Below are 16,895 nucleotides of genomic sequence, written 5' to 3' on the forward strand. Positions count from 1 at the left end.
AGGTGGGTCCCGCTTCAATGGCTTTGCTGGATGGCCATGCCAGTGTAGCCATGGTGTAGGTCGGGCGGTGTCACGCTGGCTCCGGACGGTGCTGTTTATTTCGCCGAGGTGGCCGCAGCTTGGCCCCCAGCCTGCGCCACCCCATCACCACCCCGGTCAGGCTTATCACCGCCCCGCCCAGGCTCAGCACGATCAGCACCATGTCCCACAGCGGCCTGCGGTCCAGCAGCGGCAGCCAGTCCCAACTGTGCAGCATGGCAAACAGCCAGCGGCTGGTGCGACGGTGGCTGTCGGTGCGGCCCAGCACGGCGCCTGTGTGGGGGGCGATGTGCACCCAGGTGCCATGTGGGTCGTCAAACACCACGCGCAGGGCGGGCAGGGGTTTGTCGACGCCACCAGTCATGGTGTGGGCGGCGCGGTCGTAGTAGTGCAGGTCGTAGGTGGTCAGGGTGTCGATTCGCACCACTGCGTGGGGCAGCAGGCGCGTGGCGGACTGGGCCACAGCGCCCGGGGTCCAGGTGTGCGAAGTGGCCGCGGTGGCGTCCAGCACCGCAGGTGCGCCGATGGGGCCCTGGGCCAGCACCAGCGTATGGCCTGCGCTACGCACCCAGCGCAGCTCACGGGTGTTGGGCGAAGCGGCCGACAACAATGCCTGAACGGTGGCGGCCTGCGCGGGCAGCTCCAGCAGGCCGCCGTTCATGGCCTGCTGGCGCAACGGTGCTGCACCGCTGTCGAAAATCTTCCAGGGGTTCATCGACATGAGGCCGCTGAAGATCCAGGTGAAGGTGATGGCGGCGAACACCAGCCCGAACACATGGTGCCAGCGCATCATGAAGCCCCGGTACGGCGTGCGCGAGCCCGTCTTGTACCGCCCCTTGAAGCGCCAGCGCAGTACGCCCACCATGGTGCCTGTCACTGTGAGCACGATGCCCGCGATGGACAGCCAGTTGACGATGTCCGTCCAGTAGTCGTTGAAGACATTGCCCCGGAAGGGGTAGAGCCAATGGATCCAGGCGCCCGCGTAGTTCCAGGCGCGCTCCTGCAGTGGTGCATCGCGCACCACCTCGCCCGTGGTGCCCGACACATAGACCACGGTGCCCGCGCTGTTACCCAGGTGCAGGCGGTGGAGGGGACGGTGCACATCGAGCGCGCGTGAGTGGGTGAAGGCGTCTTCGTCGATCGTGCCCTGGTAGTCGATGGAAGGGTTGGCTTCCTGTGCAAAGGCGCGGGCTGATGCGATGGCGTGCGTGGCGTCCACGCGCTGCAACCGTTCGCCCGTGAGGGCGTCGATGACCGCTGGTGCTGGTGCCCGGCGCGGGCGTGGTGCGGCGTCTCCAGTCGGTGCTGCGGGAGCCACCAGGTACACGGCGCGCCCGCCGCTGGCCACCGCCAGCCGCAGGTCTTGCAGCGGCCCTGCCAGGCTCGCGCGCTGCAGGGCTTCTGAGGGTTCGAGCAGGCGCTCGGGTCCTGCGATGGCGCTGCGCAGTGGCGGCAGGTGGGCCAGGCGCTCGGCCTGCGTGAGCTTGGGGTAGCCCACGTACATCATCACCACGCCAGAGATGAACCACATGGCGAAGAAGGCGCACAGCAGCACGCCCAGCCAGCGGTGGACGAGGTACAGCCAGCGTTTGGCGTGTGGCATGTCCAGTTCCTTGCCTGCGTCAGAACGCGGTGTGCAACGTCACGTCCAGCGTGCGCGGTGCGCCCAGGTAGACCTGGTCACGCGTCTCGGCTGCGTAGATGCGGTCGGTAGCGTTGCGCACGCGGCCCGTGAGGGTGGTGGTCTTGTTGACCTTCCACGCCAGGCCCAGGTCCAGCAGCGTGTACGACGGCCAGAACTTGGTGTTGGCCGCATTGCCATACACCTTGCCCACATGGCGCACGCCCGCGCTGGCGCTGACGGTGGGCGTGATGGCATACGAGGCCCACAGGTTGGCCACCTGCTGCGGCACCAATTGCGGCACGTTGCCCGCGCGCGAGACGCCGCCTTGCACAAAGTTTTCATACCGGGCGCGGATCAGCGACAGGTTGCCCTGCAGCTGCCATTGGGGCGTGGGGCGGATGCCGGCCGACAGCTCGATGCCCTTGGACGACTGCTCGCCCACCAGCACCGTGAGGTTGGGGTTGGACGGGTCTTGCGAGGCGATGTTCTTGCGGCGGATTTCAAAGGCCGCCACCGTGGCGCTGCCCTTGCCATCCCAGAAGTCGAATTTGCTGCCCACCTCGATCTGGCGGCCGGTAGTCAGTTCGCTGTTGTTGCGCACATCGGCAAACGAGGCAGAGGCCAGCGAGCCCGATGGCGGGTCGGCCGCGTTGGAGGCCTGTGCATACAGGTTGGCGCCGGGCGCAATGTCCCACACCACGCCCAGGCGGCCGGTGGTGGGGTTGTAGCTGCGGCTGAAGGTGGCGGGTGCTGTGGCCGTCACCGCGCGGCGGTTCACCAGGTCGAGCTCGATGCGCTCGTGCCGCAGCGCGGTGACCAGATTCACGCCCGGCATCACGGCCGTGCGGTTTTCCAGGTACAGCGCGGTGTTGGTGATCTTGTTGTCCTTGTCAGGGCTCCACACTGGCGAAATGCCTGGGATGTTGAAGAAGTTCTCTGTCGAGAAGTGGTACGGATTGACCGTGCTCACGGTGACCGAGGGGCCGAACGGGAAGCGGGTCTGCTTGTTCACGCTCACGTCCAGGCCAAAGGCCCAGTCGCTTTTTTTGCCTGCGAGCTGGCCCTGGTATGTCCCTTCGAGGCGGTTGCCCACGAGCTGCTGGTCGTGGCGTTGCAGCAGCGGGGATGTGCGTGTGACCGCCGTGTTAGTGGCATTGAATGTGTAGGTCTCCACGTTGCGGTAGTCGCGCAGGGCGTCGTACACGTAGAACGTGTTCTTGAGCTGCAGCGCATCCGACACACGCCATTGCGCCACCGAGCGCAGCCACTGCACGCGGTGCTCGTACATGCCGTCGGCGCTGTTGTAGTTCTTGAAGCGCGTGGCCGGGTCGATGGTCAGTGCGCCCACGGCGGGGTTGAGCACTGGTGTGCCCCAGTAGGGGCGGTCCACATGGTCCTTCTGGTACTCGTAGGCCAGCGTGTGGCTGAAACCGCCGCCCAGGTCCGACAGCAGAGAGGTGGCCAGTTGCGTGGACTGCGTCTTGGTGCCCTCGGTCCAGCTGCCCGCGTTGCGGTGGTTGAGGTCGATGCGCACATAGTGGGCCGGGCCTGCGCCGCCATCGCCTCCGGCAATGCGGCGGTTCAGGCCCACGGACACTTCCTTCAGGTCGTACGAGCCCAGGCGCAGCTGGCCCTCGGCAAAGTCGTTGCGCTCGGCCGTCTTGGTGATGTAGTTGATGGAGCCGCCCACGCCGCCCGAGCCGTACAGAAAGCTCGACGCCCCGCCGATGGCCTCGACGCGGTCGTAAATCCAGGCATCTACAGCGCGGGTGGCGCTGCCGTACTGCGGGTTGATGCCGTTGTAGAGCTGTGCCACCGAGTTGGACGTGAACCCCCGGTAGTGGGCGGACATAGAGCCCGGCGCGTTGTGCGCCACCACACCCGGCACGGCGCGCAGGATTTCCTGCGTGTCTTGCGCGCCGCGTGCGTCGATGGTGGCGCGGTCCACCACCGTGACGGACGCCGGGTTCTCGCGCACCGACAGGCCCAGGCGGCTGCCGGTGTCCACGGGTGTGTCGAGACTGAGCTTGCCATTCGGGGATGCGGCGGCATCCACCACATCCACGGCCTGCAAGGTGGGTGTTGTGGTTGTCTGTGCATGGGCTGCCACCGAGGCCAGCGCACAGGTGGCGAGCACGCTCCGGCACAAAGGGGAAAGGGGCAGGCGCGGAGAGCGCGCAGTATGGCGGGGGGAGGAGTAGGAACGGGACATGAAAACGCTCTTGTCTTGAAGCGACAGCGCAGCCAGGCCCGCGTCGAGTGCACGCAGGGCTGCGCCGTCTGGAAACCAGCGGGAACAAGGCAGCGCCCGACCACCAGGTACCGGGTACTGCCAACAAACTTCAGATCAAGAGCGCGATGGGGGCCCGCGTGCGGGCAGGGGGGCTGCAGTGGCGGCCGCGATGCGGGCGGCCTCGACGGGCTGCAGCGCATGGGCCAGAGGGTGGGGCGGCAGCAAGGCGGCTACCGGCGTGGGGGGCGGGGCGCTGGGGGTGGAGCACAAAGGGCAGTCCATACCCATCGCGCCCATTTCGACGGTGCCGTCGTCGGTCTGCACCAGCAGCTTGATGGCGCCTGTACCCGAGCAGATCACCTCGAAGGCCTGGGGGTGCACCAGCGGCGATGCAATGGCCACTCCGATCGATGCTACGAACCATGCCAGCACCCACAGGCGCAGCGCAGACAAGGTTCGGGAGGTGGTCATGGGGCGGGATGATACCGGCTGTCGTTGCTGTCGGAATCAGCGTCGCTTTGCTAGTGGATTGCTTTTGCTATATAAAAAATAGCTACCTGCGCCTGATTGACTAGCGCTTGCGGCCGATTTTCTTTAAAACCGTGCATGAGCGGCTGTAAAGGTGGCCAGTGCGCGCCGGGCGGCACCGGCGCTTGGCCCTGCCCCTTCGGTGCTGGAGTGGCGGGGCGCAAGTTTGTGCCTTGCCAGCTTCAGGCCTGCGTGTACGCGGTCTTCACCGTGGTGTAGAACTCCGCCGCGTAGCGCCCCTGCTCGCGCGGGCCGTAGCTGCTGCTCTTGCGGCCGCCAAACGGCACATGGTAATCCACGCCCGCTGTGGGCAGGTTCACCATCACCATGCCGGCCTGGGCGTGGCGCTTGAAGTGCGTGGCGTGCTTGAGGCTGGTGGTGGCAATGCCGCTGGCCAGGCCAAAGGGCGTGTCGTTGGCCAAGGCCAGGGCCTCTTCGTAGTTCTTGGCGCGCAACACGCTGACCACGGGGCCGAAGATTTCTTCGCGGTTGATGCGCATGCCGGGCGTGGTCTCGGTGAACAGGGCAGGGCGCAGGTAAAAGCCGGGGGCGCCGTCGGCGTTCTTCTCCAGGGCCTCGCCACCATAGGCGAGCTTGGCGCCTTCCTGCTGGCCAATGCCGATGTACTCCAGGTCTTGGGCCAGCTGGCGGTCGTCCACCACGGGGCCGATGTCGGTGCCGGCCTTGCGGGCGTCATCCACTTTCAGCGTTTTCATCTTCTCGACCATGGCAGCCACAAAGCGGTCGTGGATGCCTTCGGTCACGATCACGCGGCTGCTGGCGGTGCAGCGCTGGCCGGTGGAGAAGAAACCGCTGTTGATGGCTGCGCCCACGGCCACGTTCAGGTCGGCGTCGTCCAGCACCACAAAGGGGTTCTTGCCGCCCATCTCCAATTGCACCTTGGCGCCGCGTGGCACGCAGGCAGCGGCCACGCGCTGGCCCGTGCCGACGGAGCCGGTGAAGCTCACGCCCGCAATGCGCTCGTCTTCGAGCAGCACGGCACCCACGTCCGATCCCCGGCCCATGACCAGGTTGAAGACACCCGCTGGCAAACCGGCGCGGTGCAGGATGTCGGCCAGCGCCCAGGCAGAGCCGGGCACCACCTCGGCGGGCTTGAACACCACTGTGTTGCCGTAGGCCAATGCGGGCGCGATCTTCCAGGCCGGGATGGCGATGGGGAAGTTCCACGGCGTAATGATGCCGATGGTGCCCAGGGGCTCGCGCGTGATCTCGATGCCCACGCCGGGGCGCACGGATGGAACCAGTTCGCCGCCTGGGCGCAGTGCCTCGCCTGCAAAGAACTTGAAGATGGCAGCAGCGCGGCCGACTTCGCCGATGGCCTCGGGCAGGGTCTTGCCTTCTTCGCGGGCCAGCAGGTCGCCCAGCTCGGCCTTGCGCGCAATGATCTCGTTGCCCACGGCGTCCAGGATGTCAAAACGTTGCTGGGGCGTGGACACGCTCCAGGCCGGGAAAGCCGCGTGCGCGGCGGCAACCGCCTCCAGTGCCTGCTCACGGCTGGCCACGGCGTAGTCGCCGATCACATCACGGGTGTCAGAGGGGTTGGTGTTTTGGTAAGTGCGGACGCCGTCGGTCCAGGCGCCGCCAATCAGGTTTGCATGCATGGTGAGTTGCTCGCTCGCTCGTTCAGGTCAGTGGGTGAAAGGTGCCGGAAGCACTTTGGGCAAGGTCCGATGACACGTCCATCAGCGAACCAGCGCAGGCCGCTTGGGGTCAAAGGCCCAGCCGGGTATGAGGTACTGCATGGCGATGCTGTCGTCGCGTGCGCCCAGTCCGTGTTGTTGGTACAGCTGGTGAGCCGCTTCGACGGCGTCCATGTCCAGCTTCACGCCCAGGCCCGGCGCCGTGGGCACGGTCACCTCGCCACCGACGATCTGCAGAGGCTGTTGGGTCAGGCCCTGGCCGTCCTGCCAGATCCAGTGCGTGTCGATGGCGGTGATGCGCCCGGGGGCAGCAGCCGCTGCGTGGGTGAACATCGCCAGCGATACGTCGAAATGGTTGTTGGAGTGCGAACCCCAGGTCAGGCCAAAGTCGCGGCAGGTCTGCGCCACGCGCACGGCGCCCTGCATCGTCCAGAAGTGTGGGTCGGCCAGGGGGATGTCCACCGCCTGCAGCGACAGCGAATGCACCATTTGCCGCCAGTCCGTGGCGACCATGTTGGTGGCCGTAGGCAGGCCCGTGGCGCGGCGAAACTCCGCCATCACCTCGCGGCCCGAGAGCCCGCCTTCGGCGCCGCAAGGGTCTTCGGCATAGGCCAGGGTGCCATGCAGGTCGCGCAGCAGGCGCACGGCGTCGTCCAGCAGCCAGCCGCCGTTCGGGTCCAGCGTGATGCGCGCTTGCGGAAAGCGGGCTTTCAGCGCACGGATGGCTTCGACCTCAGCCTCGCCGGGCAGCACGCCGCCCTTGAGTTTGAAGTCCTGGAACCCATAGCGCGCCTGGGCGGCTTCGGCCAGCGCCACCACCGCCCCGGGCGTCATGGCCTCCTCGTGGCGCAGGTGCAGCCAGGCATCCTCGGCGTCGGGGGCGGTGTCGTAGGGCAGGGTGGTCTTGCGCCGGTCGCCCACAAAAAACAGGTAGCCCAGCATGGGCACGCTCGTGCGTTGCTGGCCTTCGCCCAGCAAGGCGCACACGGGCACTTCCAGGTGCTGGCCGAGCAGGTCGAGAAACGCGGTCTCCACGGCGGTCACCGCATGGATGGTGGTGCGCAGGTCAAAGGTCTGCAGACCGCGCCCGCCTGCATCGCGCCCGGCAAAGGTGGTGCGCACGGCGTTGAGCACGCGCTGCCAGTCGCCCACGCGGGCGTTGTCGATGAGTGCGCGCGCGTCTTCCAGCGTCTGTCGGATGGACTCGCCACCCGGCACCTCGGCCACACCGGTGCGCCCGGCGCTGTCGGTCAGTATGAGCAGGTTACGGGTGAAGAACGGAGCGTGCGCGCCCGAGAGGTTCATCAGCATGCTGTCGCGCCCCGCCACGGGGACCACGCGCACACCGGTGATGCGGGGAGTGGATGCGGCCGCCATGGTCATTGCGCCCCCAGGGGTGCCATCAGGGCACGCAGTTGCTCGACTTGCGAGGCGTTGAGGTCCGACAAGGGCGGGCGCACCGGGCCCGCACTGTGGCCCGCCAGCGTGGCGCCCGCCTTGACGATGGAGACAGCGTATCCCTGGCCCTGGTTGCGCAGCGCGATGTAGGGCAGGAAGAAGTCGCGGATCAACTGGTCGCAGGTGGCGGTGTCGCCTGCGGCGTGGGCGTTGTAGAACGCCATGGCGGTCTTGGGGATGAAGTTGAAGACCGCCGAGGAGTACACAGGGCAGCCCATGGCCTTGTAGGCGCCGGCAAACACCTCCGCCGTGGGCAGGCCACCCAGGTAGGCAAAGCGGTCGCCCAGCGTCTGGCGGATCGATACAAACGCTTCGATGTCGCCAATGCCGTCCTTAAACCCGACCAGGTTGGAGCAGCGCTCGGCCAGCGTGCGCAGGCTGGTGGGCGTGAGGCGGCAGGCGCCCCGGTTGTAGACGATGACGCCGATCTTCACGCTCCGGCACACGGCCTCGACGTGCGCCACCAGTCCGTCCTGGCTGGCTTCGGTCAGGTAGTGGGGCAGCAGCAGGATGCCCTGGGCGCCCAGGCGTTCGGCCTCTTGCGCGTACTCGATGGCCAGGCTGGTGCCTCCACCCGCTCCGGCAATGATGGGTGTGCGGCCACGACAGGTGTCCAGCGCGACCTTCACCACCTCACTGAACTCGCGCGGGGCGAGCGAGAAGAACTCCCCGGTTCCGCCTGCCGCAAAGAGCGCCGATGCGCCGTACGGCTGCAACCATTCCAGCCGCTGGGCATAGGGTTTGGGGGCAAAGCGCAACTGGCTGTCGAAGTCGGTCAGCGGAAACGACAGCAGGCCGGCTTGCAGCACACTTTTGAGTTCTTGAGGGGACATGGGCAGGGCTCCGGAGGGCGGGTTGGCAAGACTCCACACGGGTGCGGGGCCCCTGTGTGAATGACTGCACAATGGCGTCATTATGTTGTAAGTCATCGTACAACATAAATCCATATCCTGTGCTGCGGGAAACTACTGATAGGACAACTGGTGCCGCCTGCCCGACGGGGTTGTGCTCCGGGCTGCGGGGTGGCTGGAACCGGTGCTTAGCCCATAAGGCGGAGGGGTGAGGTTGCGCTGGACTATGAGGTTATGGTTGTCTCAACGGGCTTCGGTCTGCGCGCGGCGGCGGCGCTCGCGGCTGTTGGCCAGGTGGGTGCGCATGGCTGCGCGGGCTGCGTCCGGGTCCTGGCCCACGATGGCGTCATAGATGCTCTCGTGCTCGCCATTGACGCGGCGCAGGTACTGCCGTCGCTCGTCGTTGGGGGCATCGACCGAATCCAGCCGTGCGCGCGGAATGATCATGCTGCCCAGCGTGCCCATCAGCTCCGCAAAGTGGCTGTTCTGTGTGGCGCGAGCGATCTCCAGGTGGAACTGGAAATCTGCCGCCACGGCGTCGCGCCCGGCGTCCACGGCCGCAGCCACGGTGTCCAGCGCCTCGCGCATGGTCTTGAGGTTGGCGGGCGTGCGGCGCTGCGCTGCCAGGGCGGCGGCTTCGGTTTCTACGCCAATGCGCAGTTCCAGCACCGCAATCACATCGCGCAGGGTGCTGAACTGGTCGGGCGTGATCTTGAAGCCTGGGGCCTGCCCCAGGCCCAGCACAAAGGTGCCGATGCCGTGCCGTGTCTCCACCAGCCCCGACGCCTGCAGCTTGGAAATGGCCTCGCGCACCACCGTGCGGCTGACGTTGAACTCGGCCATGATGGCTGCCTCGGTGGGCAGCTTGTCGCCCAGCGCCAGGCGGCCGTCGCGGATGCGGTCGCCCAGCGAGTCCACCAGCTCCAGGGCCAGTGTGCGGGGCTTGCGGCGTGGGGCGATGTCGGTGCTCATGTCTCGGTGTTATCCCTATGTGTTGGCCGGGTTGAAAGGAGTACATTGCCTCTTCGTTGTATGACAACTGATGACGTTCAACCACTTGTAACGCCACTGTACCAAGAACCTCCGCAAAAGCCATGCCCTGTCACCCGACACCGATCCGTTTTCAACGCTTGTTACTGACCGGGGCCGCCGGGGGGCTGGGGCGCGAACTGCGCACGCGCCTCAAGGCGTATTGCACCACCTTACGCCTGTCCGACATCGCCGACCTGGGCAGCGAGGCGCCCGGCGAAGAGCTGCGCCCCGCGCGCCTGGAGGACGCCAGTGCCATGCTGCCTCTGCTGGATGGGGTGGATGCTGTGGTGCACCTGGGTGGCGTGTCCACCGAGCAGCCCTGGGACCCCATCCTGCAGGCCAACATCGTGGGAGCGTACAACCTCTATGAGGCCGTCCGCAAGCAGGGCGTCAAGCGCGTGGTGTTTGCCAGCTCCAACCACGTGACCGGCTTTTACCGCCAGGACGAAGTGGTGGGCCTGCGCGACCCCGCGCGGCCCGATGGCCTGTATGGCCTGTCCAAGGCGTTTGGCGAAGACCTTTCGCGCTTCTACTTTGACCGCTACGGCATCGAGACCGTGTGCCTGCGCATCGGGTCGTCGTTCCCCGCGCCACGCAACCGCCGCATGCTGGCCACCTGGATGAGCTACGACGACCTGGAGCGCCTGGTGGTGGCCAGCCTCACGGCGCCCGTGGTGGGCCACAGCATCATCTACGGCATGGGCGACAACACCACCACCTGGTGGGACAACACGCTGGCGCGCCACATCGGTTTCCGCCCACAGGACAGCTCCGAGCCCTTCCGCACACAGGTGGAAGCCGCCGACCCCCAGCCCGACCTGACCGACCCTGCCGTGATTTACCAGGGCGGGCCGTTTGTGCGTACGGGACCTTTTGAGTGAACGACGCCATGGAGCTCTTGCTGCCCCAGCACCACGACCAGGTGGGCGAAAGCCCCTTGTGGAGTCCTGCAGAGCAGGCGCTGTACTGGGTGGACATTGAAGGCCGCGCACTGCGCCGCCTGCGCTGGGCCGACCGGCAACTGAGCAGCTGGGCAACCCCCGGGCGACTGGCCTGCATTGCGTTGCATGCCTGTGGCGGGCTGGTGGCGGGCATGGACTCTGGCATCTTCCATTTGCAACCCGCCGACGATGGCGCCCTGGACTGCACCCTCGTCTCTGCCGTGCAACACCCGCAACCAGATATGCGCTTCAATGACGGCCGTTGTGACCGGCAGGGACGCTTTTGGGCCGGCACCATGGTTCGCGACATGTCGCTGGCGCAGCCAGCGGGCGGCCTGTACCGGCAGGACGCACGCGGCCTCTCGGCGCCGCTGATCGAAGGCCTGGTCACTCAGAACGGCCTGGCGTTCAGCCCCGATGGCGCCACCATGTACCTCAGCGACAGCCACCCCAGCGTCCAAAAGATCTGGTCGCTGGACCTGCACGCTGATGGCAGCCTGGGCCCGCGCCGTCTGTTCGTGGACATGCGCGAGCTGCCCGGCCGGCCCGACGGTGCCGCCATTGACACCGGTGGCTGCTACTGGATCTGCGCCAACGACGCTGGTATGGTGCATCGCTTCACTCCATCGGGCGTGCTGGACCGCTCGCTGGCCGTGCCAGTCAGCAAGCCCACGATGTGCAGTTTTGGCGGGCCTGACATGGACCTGCTGTTCATCACCTCCATTCGCCCCGGCCAGCCGCAGGGCAACGATGTGGCCCACGGCGGCGCGGTCTTCGTGACCCGCCCGGGCGCCCAAGGGCTCGCAGAGGCCTCGTACCAGCCCGCCTGAGCGCGGCACCCCAACCGATTCAACCCCGGAGACAAAGCACCATGAAAGTTCCACACCTCTTTGGCCGCGTGGCCTTCGCCGCTGGCATCTTGCTCGGCAGCATGGCCGCGCAGGCCACCGAATTCCGCTCGTCCGACATCCACCCCGAGGACTATCCCACCGTGCTGGCCGTGCGCCACATGGGCGAGACGCTGTCCAAGGCCACCGGCGGCAAGCACAGCATCAAGGTCTATGCCAAGGGGTCACTGGGCATCGAGAAGGACACCATCGAGCAAACCAAGCTGGGTGCTATCGCCATGACGCGCGTGAACGTCGCGCCCATGAACAACATCTGCCCCGCCACCATGGTGCCCACCATGCCCTTCCTGTTCCGCGACAAGGAACACATGCGCAAGGTGCTGGACGGGGCGATTGGCGACGAGATCCTCAAGGACTGCGAATCGCAGGGCTTCGTGGGCCTGGCCTTCTACGACAGCGGTGCGCGTTCGATCTACACCGTGAAGAAGCCGGTCAAGACACTGGCCGACGTCAAGGGCCTGAAGGTGCGCGTGCAGCAGAGCGACCTGTGGGTGTCCCTGCTCGAAGCCATGGGCGCCAACGCCACCCCCATGCCCTTCGGCGAGGTCTACACCGCGCTGAAGACCGGCCTGGTGGACGCTGCCGAAAACAACTACCCCAGCTACGAGAGCTCGCGCCACTTCGAAGTCGCCAAGTACTTCAACAAGACCGAGCACTCCATGGCGCCCGAGATACTGCTGTTTTCCAAGCGCGTATGGGACACCCTGAGCGCCGATGACCAGAAGGCCATCCGCGCCGCCGCCAAGGAGTCGGTGGGCTTCATGCGCAAGATCTGGGACGAGCGCGAAGAGAAGTCCCTGGCCACCGTGAAGGCCGGCGGCGCGCAGATCGTCGAGATCGACAAGGTCGCCTTCAAGACCGCCATGAAGCCGGTGTACGACAAGTTCCTCAAGGACCCCAAGCTGCAGGACATGGTCAAGCGCATTGACGCCGTGCAGTAAGAAAAAGCCAGAGTCTCCAGGGCAGGCGGCACGGAGAGCAGCCCGCCGCCTGCCCACTTCCAGTTGTTATTGAATGTCCACTATGTACACGCGACTCTGCGCTTTCATTGCGCGCACCTGTCTTCAACTCGGGGTAGGGGGACTCGTCCTGCTGGTTTGCGCGGTGCTCTACCAGGTCATCGGCCGCTATGTGTTCAACGACACGCCCACCTGGGCCGAGAGCGGCGCGGTGCTGCTCGTGCTCTACGTGACCATGCTCGGCATGGCGGTAGGGGTGCGCGATGCAGGACACATCGGTCTCGAATCATTTCTGGTGCTGGCGCCCGATTGGCTGCGCACCAAGCTCGAGTTGCTGATCCACGCGCTGGTGCTGCTGTTCGGCATCGTCATGGCCTGGAACTGCGGCGTGCTGGCCGAATCGGTGGCGCCCTACAAGATCCCCACGCTCGGTATCTCCGAAGCCTTCAAGTACGTGCCACCCGCCATGGCTGGCATGCTGGTGGCCATGTTCTCGCTGGAACACATCATCGCCATCTTGCGTGGCACGGAAGTAGAGCCCGCCTGGCATTGAGCGGCCTCACTGTCCCTCTGCACCCTAACGTCCCTACAAAGATTCCACCATCATGGCGTTGACCATCCTGTGCGTGAGCTTCACGCTGTTGCTGCTGCTGGGCGTGCCCGTGGCCTTCTCGATCGGCCTGTCCTCGCTGGCCACCATCCTGTACGAAGGCTTGCCACTCGCCGTGGGCTTCCAGCAAATGATTTCGGGCATGAACCCGTTCTCGTTCCTGGCCATTCCGTTCTTCATCTTTGCCGGCGAGATCATGATGTATGGAGGCATCGCCGACCGCATCGTCAACTTCGCCAAGAGCGTGGCGGGTCATGTGCGCGGCGGTCTGGGCATGAGCAACGTGCTCGCCTGCACGCTGTTCGGCGGTGTCTCGGGCTCGCCGGTGGCCGACGTTTCGGCCATGGGTGCGGTGCTCATTCCGCAGATGAAGAAAGAGGGCTACCACGCCGACTACGCGGTGAACGTGACCACCCATGCCTCGCTGGTGGGCGCGCTCATGCCCACCTCGCACAACCTCATCATCTTCACGTTGGCCGCTGGCGGCAAGGTGAGCATCGCGGCACTGATACTCGCCGGCATCGTGCCTGCACTGCTGCTCACGGTCTGCAACCTCGCTGCTGCATACCTGGTGGCCGTCAAGCGTGGCTACCCCGCCGGCACCTTCCCCGGCTGGGAGATCGTGTGGATTTCGTTCCGCGCCTCCGTCCCCGGCCTGGCCGTGGTGGTCATCATCATCGCGGGCATTCTGTCGGGGGCCTTCACGGCCACCGAGTCGGCCTCCGTCGCGGTGCTGTGGGCGCTGTTGCTCTCGGTCTTCGTCTACAAGAAACTCACACGCGAGCAGTTCCTCAAGGCCGCCTCCAAGGCCGTCAAGACCACGGGCACCGTGCTGCTGCTGATCGGCATCTCGTCGATGTTCGGCTACCTGATCGGCCTGTACGGGGTGGCCGAGCTCACCGGCGAGGCACTCAAGTCCATGAGCACCTCGCCCTGGGTCATCTTCCTGAGCGTGAACATCATCCTGTTCATCCTGGGAACCTTCCTGGACATGGCTGCCACCATTCTGATCTGCACGCCGATATTTCTGCCCATCTGCCAGCAGTTCGGCATGAGCACCGAGCAGTTCGGCATCGTGATCCTGATCAACTGCGCGCTCGGCCTGAACACGCCGCCCGTAGGCACTACGCAGTTCATCGGCTGCACCATCGGCGGCATCTCCGTGGGCGAGGTGATGAAAACCATCTGGCCCTTCTACAGCGCCCTGATCGTCGCGCTGATGCTGGTGACCTATGTGCCGCAATTCTCCATGTGGCTGCCTGACCTGGTTCTCAAGGGGGGTGGGTGAAGCGCGGGGGGGCTGGTCGCAAGCCGGCCCCCTGTCAGCTTGTCCACCGGGTGTGATGATGGATGCAGTGCCATGTGCGTGGCGCCTGCGATGACCAGGGCAGTGGCATGGCGCGAGTTTTTGTGCAAGCTGTGCTGCGCCAGCAAGAAGTTAAAGAAGTGACAGACCCGATGCGAGAAGCCCTCACTATCCGCATGCATGCGGAAGACAACGTCGCCATCGTCGCCAACGACGGTGGTCTGCCTGTCGGTACCGTGCTGGCGGCAGGCGTGCCTGGCGCTGGCATCGCGCTGCGCGACAAGGTGCCCCAGGGCCACAAGGTGGCGCTGGCGGACATCCCCGAAGGCGGCGTGGTGCGCCGCTACAACGTGCCCATCGGCTATGCGCTGAAAGACATCCCCGCAGGCAGCTGGGTGCATGAGCGCCTGCTCCAGATGCCCTCGGCCCGTGCGCTGGAGGGCTTGCCGATGGCCACCGTGAAGCCCCCGATGCTTGAACCCCTGACGGGCTACACCTTCGAAGGCTACCGTAACGCCGACGGATCGGTGGGCACGCGCAACATCCTGGCCATCACCACCACCGTGCAGTGCGTGGCCGGTGTGGTGGCGCAGGCCGTGCGCCGCATCAAGGCCGAGCTGTTGCCTTTGTTTCCCCATGTGGACGATGTGATCGGCCTGGAGCACACCTACGGTTGCGGCGTGGCCATTGATGCACCCGACGCCATCATCCCCATCCGCACGCTGCGCAACATCAGCCTCAACCCCAACTTTGGGGGCGAGGTCATGGTGGTCAGCCTGGGCTGCGAGAAGCTGCAGCCCGACCGGCTGCTGCCCCCGGGCAGCTTCCCCATCACCGACGAGCGCGACGCGGCGCTGGGCCCCGAGACGGTGTGCCTGCAGGCCGACGAGCATGTGGGCTTCATGTCCATGCTCGACCACATCGTGCAAAGCGCGCGCCCGCACCTGGACCGCCTGAACGCCCGCCGCCGCGAGACCATCCCCGCCAGCGAGCTGGTGCTGGGCGTGCAGTGCGGCGGAAGCGATGCGTTTTCGGGCGTCACCGCCAACCCCGCCGTGGGCTTTTGCGCCGACCTGCTGGTGCGCGCCGGTGCCACCGTGATGTTCAGCGAGAACACCGAGGTGCGCGACGCGGTGGAGCAGCTCACCAGCCGCGCGGCCACGCCCCAGGTGGCTGACGCTATCGTGCGAGAGCTGGGCTGGTACGACCAGTACCTCGACCGGGGCCGTGTGGACCGCGCGGCCAACACCACGCCGGGCAACAAGGCGGGCGGTCTGTCCAATATCGCCGAGAAGGCCATGGGCTCCATTATCAAGAGCGGCACCGCACCGATTGCGCACGTGCTGGCCCCCGGCGAGAAGCTGCGCCAGGACCAGCGTGGCCTGGTCTACGCAGCCACGCCTGCCAGCGACTTCATCTGCGGCACGCTGCAGCTGGCCGCCGGTATGAACCTGCACGTGTTCACCACCGGCCGCGGCACGCCCTACGGCCTGGCCGAATGCCCGGTGGTCAAGGTCGCGACGCGCACTGATCTGGCCCGCCGCTGGCACGACCTCATGGACATCAACGCCGGCAAGATCGCCGATGGCGAGGCCACTATCGAACAGCTGGGCTGGGAGATGTTCCACCTGCTGCTCGACGTGGCCAGCGGTCGCAAAAAGACCTGGGCGGAGCAGTGGCAACTGCACAACGCGCTGGTGCTGTTCAACCCGGCGCCCGTCACCTAAACCCCGCCGGGCCCCGGCCCTTTGTGTTCCCTCTTCAACAGCCCTTGCCTGCAAGGGCTGTTGTCCTTGAAAGACTGCTTGGCATGGGATCTTTCCGTTTTTCTGACCGCAAGGTCGTGGTGGCGCTGGCGCTGCTGTGTTGCCTGCTCTGGGGCAGCTCGTACCCCGCCATCAAGACCGGGTACGCCTGGTTGGGCATCGCCCGCAATGACATTTCTACGCAGCTCGTATTCGCAGGCTGGCGGTTTCTGGGCGCAGGGCTGATCCTCCTGGCCTGGGCCGTGGTCATGCGCAAGGCCATCTGGGGCTTGGGCTTCACAGCGGGGCGGCAGCTGATAGCGCTGGGCTTGGCACAGACCACGTTGCAGTACGTGTTCTTCTACGTGGGCCTGGCACACACCACGGGCGTCAAGGGTTCCATCATGAACGCCACGGGCACGTTCTTCAGCGTGCTGCTGGCGCACTGGGTCTATCACAACGACCGCCTGAGCCATGCCAAGCTCTGGGGCTGCCTGGTGGGCTTTGCGGGCGTGATGGTGGTGAACCTGGGGCGCGGCACGCTGGACCTGGACTTCACGCTGCTGGGCGAGGGCTTCGTTGTCATCGCCGCCTTGGTGCTGGCCGCCGCCAGCATCTACGGCAAGCAGGTGTCGCAGCGCATGGACTCCGTCGTGATGACGGGCTGGCAGCTGGGCCTGGGCGGTGTGGCGTTGTTGGCCATTGGCTGGTCGCTGGGTGGTTCGCTCACGGGCTTCACCTGGGGCTCTACGGTGCTGCTTGTGTACCTGGCGCTGCTGTCGTCGGCCGCGTTTTCGCTGTGGAGCACCCTGCTCAAGCACAACCGGGTGAGCCAGATCACGGTGTTCAACTTCACCGTGCCGATCTTTGGCGCGGCGCTGTCGGCACTGTTTTTGGGCGAGGCGCTGTGGGAGTGGAAGAACCTGCTGGCCCTGGTGCTGGTGTGTGTGGGCATCTGGCTGGTCACGCGCGATACGGCCAGCGCCACCAAATAGACTCG

14 protein-coding genes are annotated in these 16,895 nt (G+C 66.0%); 7 read left to right on the top strand and 7 right to left on the bottom strand.

What is annotated here, in order from left to right:
- Positions 1–70: 70 nt before the first annotated feature.
- The 7 genes from AC1Q64_RS20390 to AC1Q64_RS20420 all read right to left on the bottom strand — a co-directional run bounded on the left by AC1Q64_RS20390 (position 71) and on the right by AC1Q64_RS20420 (position 9,366).
- Complete coding sequence (locus AC1Q64_RS20390; protein ID WP_492252589.1) at positions 71–1,642, bottom strand: PepSY domain-containing protein; 1,572 nt, start codon at positions 1,640–1,642, stop codon at positions 71–73.
- Positions 1,643–1,661: 19 nt separating this feature from the next.
- Positions 1,662–3,875, bottom strand: a complete 2,214-nt coding sequence (locus AC1Q64_RS20395) for a TonB-dependent receptor (protein ID WP_492252590.1) — start codon at positions 3,873–3,875, stop codon at positions 1,662–1,664.
- 135 nt (positions 3,876–4,010) lie between these two features.
- Positions 4,011–4,367, bottom strand: a complete 357-nt coding sequence (locus tag AC1Q64_RS20400) for a DUF2946 family protein (RefSeq protein WP_492252591.1) — start codon at positions 4,365–4,367, stop codon at positions 4,011–4,013.
- A gap of 239 nt (positions 4,368–4,606) precedes the next feature.
- On the bottom strand, positions 4,607–6,046 hold the full coding sequence (locus tag AC1Q64_RS20405; protein WP_492252592.1) for an aldehyde dehydrogenase family protein: 1,440 nt from the start codon (positions 6,044–6,046) through the stop codon (positions 4,607–4,609).
- An 81-nt stretch (positions 6,047–6,127) separates the two neighbouring features.
- Positions 6,128–7,462, bottom strand: coding sequence for an enolase C-terminal domain-like protein (locus AC1Q64_RS20410; protein WP_291438798.1), 1,335 nt, complete (start codon positions 7,460–7,462; stop codon positions 6,128–6,130).
- A gap of 2 nt (positions 7,463–7,464) precedes the next feature.
- Complete coding sequence (kdgD, locus tag AC1Q64_RS20415; RefSeq protein WP_291438800.1) at positions 7,465–8,376, bottom strand: 5-dehydro-4-deoxyglucarate dehydratase; 912 nt, start codon at positions 8,374–8,376, stop codon at positions 7,465–7,467.
- 261 nt (positions 8,377–8,637) lie between these two features.
- Complete coding sequence (locus AC1Q64_RS20420; protein ID WP_291438802.1) at positions 8,638–9,366, bottom strand: FadR/GntR family transcriptional regulator; 729 nt, start codon at positions 9,364–9,366, stop codon at positions 8,638–8,640.
- Positions 9,367–9,488: 122 nt separating this feature from the next.
- Between AC1Q64_RS20420 and AC1Q64_RS20425 the strand changes: the two genes are divergently transcribed.
- The 7 genes from AC1Q64_RS20425 to AC1Q64_RS20455 all read left to right on the top strand — a co-directional run bounded on the left by AC1Q64_RS20425 (position 9,489) and on the right by AC1Q64_RS20455 (position 16,890).
- Complete coding sequence (locus AC1Q64_RS20425; protein ID WP_492252593.1) at positions 9,489–10,307, top strand: NAD-dependent epimerase/dehydratase family protein; 819 nt, start codon at positions 9,489–9,491, stop codon at positions 10,305–10,307.
- 8 nt (positions 10,308–10,315) lie between these two features.
- Positions 10,316–11,197: an SMP-30/gluconolactonase/LRE family protein gene (locus tag AC1Q64_RS20430; protein WP_492252594.1), complete on the top strand. Its 882-nt coding sequence runs from the start codon at positions 10,316–10,318 to the stop codon at positions 11,195–11,197.
- 41 nt (positions 11,198–11,238) lie between these two features.
- Positions 11,239–12,216 (top strand): TRAP transporter substrate-binding protein, encoded by a 978-nt coding sequence (locus tag AC1Q64_RS20435; RefSeq protein WP_492252595.1) that lies wholly within the window; start codon positions 11,239–11,241, stop codon positions 12,214–12,216.
- Positions 12,217–12,298: 82 nt separating this feature from the next.
- Positions 12,299–12,787, top strand: a complete 489-nt coding sequence (locus AC1Q64_RS20440; RefSeq protein WP_492252596.1) for a TRAP transporter small permease — start codon at positions 12,299–12,301, stop codon at positions 12,785–12,787.
- A gap of 52 nt (positions 12,788–12,839) precedes the next feature.
- Positions 12,840–14,132 carry a TRAP transporter large permease gene (locus AC1Q64_RS20445; protein ID WP_492252597.1) on the top strand — a complete coding sequence of 431 codons (1,293 nt, stop codon included), beginning with the start codon at positions 12,840–12,842 and terminating at the stop codon, positions 14,130–14,132.
- 170 nt (positions 14,133–14,302) lie between these two features.
- The gene (gene garD / locus AC1Q64_RS20450; RefSeq protein WP_492252598.1) at positions 14,303–15,877 is read left to right on the top strand and encodes a galactarate dehydratase; all 1,575 of its coding nucleotides are present in this window, start codon (positions 14,303–14,305) and stop codon (positions 15,875–15,877) included.
- Between the two features lie 83 nt (positions 15,878–15,960).
- A complete protein-coding gene (locus AC1Q64_RS20455; RefSeq protein WP_492252599.1) occupies positions 15,961–16,890 on the top strand; it encodes a DMT family transporter in 930 nt (309 codons plus the stop codon).
- Positions 16,891–16,895: the final 5 nt, after the last annotated feature.

This window comes from Acidovorax sp. GW835-FHT14G06 (assembly GCF_058793595.1).

Bases quoted from the DNA above. Each gene is read 5' to 3' on its own strand.
- AC1Q64_RS20405 (WP_492252592.1), bottom strand. From the start codon at position 6,046: ATGCATGCAAACCTGATTGGCGGCGCCTGGACCGACGGCGTCCGCACT.
- kdgD (WP_291438800.1), bottom strand. From the start codon at position 8,376: ATGTCCCCTCAAGAACTCAAAAGTGTGCTGCAAGCCGGCCTGCTGTCG.
- AC1Q64_RS20430 (WP_492252594.1), top strand. From the start codon at position 10,316: ATGGAGCTCTTGCTGCCCCAGCACCACGACCAGGTGGGCGAAAGCCCC.
- AC1Q64_RS20410 (WP_291438798.1), bottom strand. From the start codon at position 7,462: ATGGCGGCCGCATCCACTCCCCGCATCACCGGTGTGCGCGTGGTCCCC.
- AC1Q64_RS20400 (WP_492252591.1), bottom strand. From the start codon at position 4,367: ATGACCACCTCCCGAACCTTGTCTGCGCTGCGCCTGTGGGTGCTGGCA.
- AC1Q64_RS20395 (WP_492252590.1), bottom strand. From the start codon at position 3,875: ATGTCCCGTTCCTACTCCTCCCCCCGCCATACTGCGCGCTCTCCGCGC.
- AC1Q64_RS20445 (WP_492252597.1), top strand. From the start codon at position 12,840: ATGGCGTTGACCATCCTGTGCGTGAGCTTCACGCTGTTGCTGCTGCTG.
- AC1Q64_RS20440 (WP_492252596.1), top strand. From the start codon at position 12,299: ATGTACACGCGACTCTGCGCTTTCATTGCGCGCACCTGTCTTCAACTC.
- AC1Q64_RS20455 (WP_492252599.1), top strand. From the start codon at position 15,961: ATGGGATCTTTCCGTTTTTCTGACCGCAAGGTCGTGGTGGCGCTGGCG.
- AC1Q64_RS20425 (WP_492252593.1), top strand. From the start codon at position 9,489: ATGCCCTGTCACCCGACACCGATCCGTTTTCAACGCTTGTTACTGACC.
- AC1Q64_RS20390 (WP_492252589.1), bottom strand. From the start codon at position 1,642: ATGCCACACGCCAAACGCTGGCTGTACCTCGTCCACCGCTGGCTGGGC.
- AC1Q64_RS20435 (WP_492252595.1), top strand. From the start codon at position 11,239: ATGAAAGTTCCACACCTCTTTGGCCGCGTGGCCTTCGCCGCTGGCATC.
- AC1Q64_RS20420 (WP_291438802.1), bottom strand. From the start codon at position 9,366: ATGAGCACCGACATCGCCCCACGCCGCAAGCCCCGCACACTGGCCCTG.
- garD (WP_492252598.1), top strand. From the start codon at position 14,303: ATGCGAGAAGCCCTCACTATCCGCATGCATGCGGAAGACAACGTCGCC.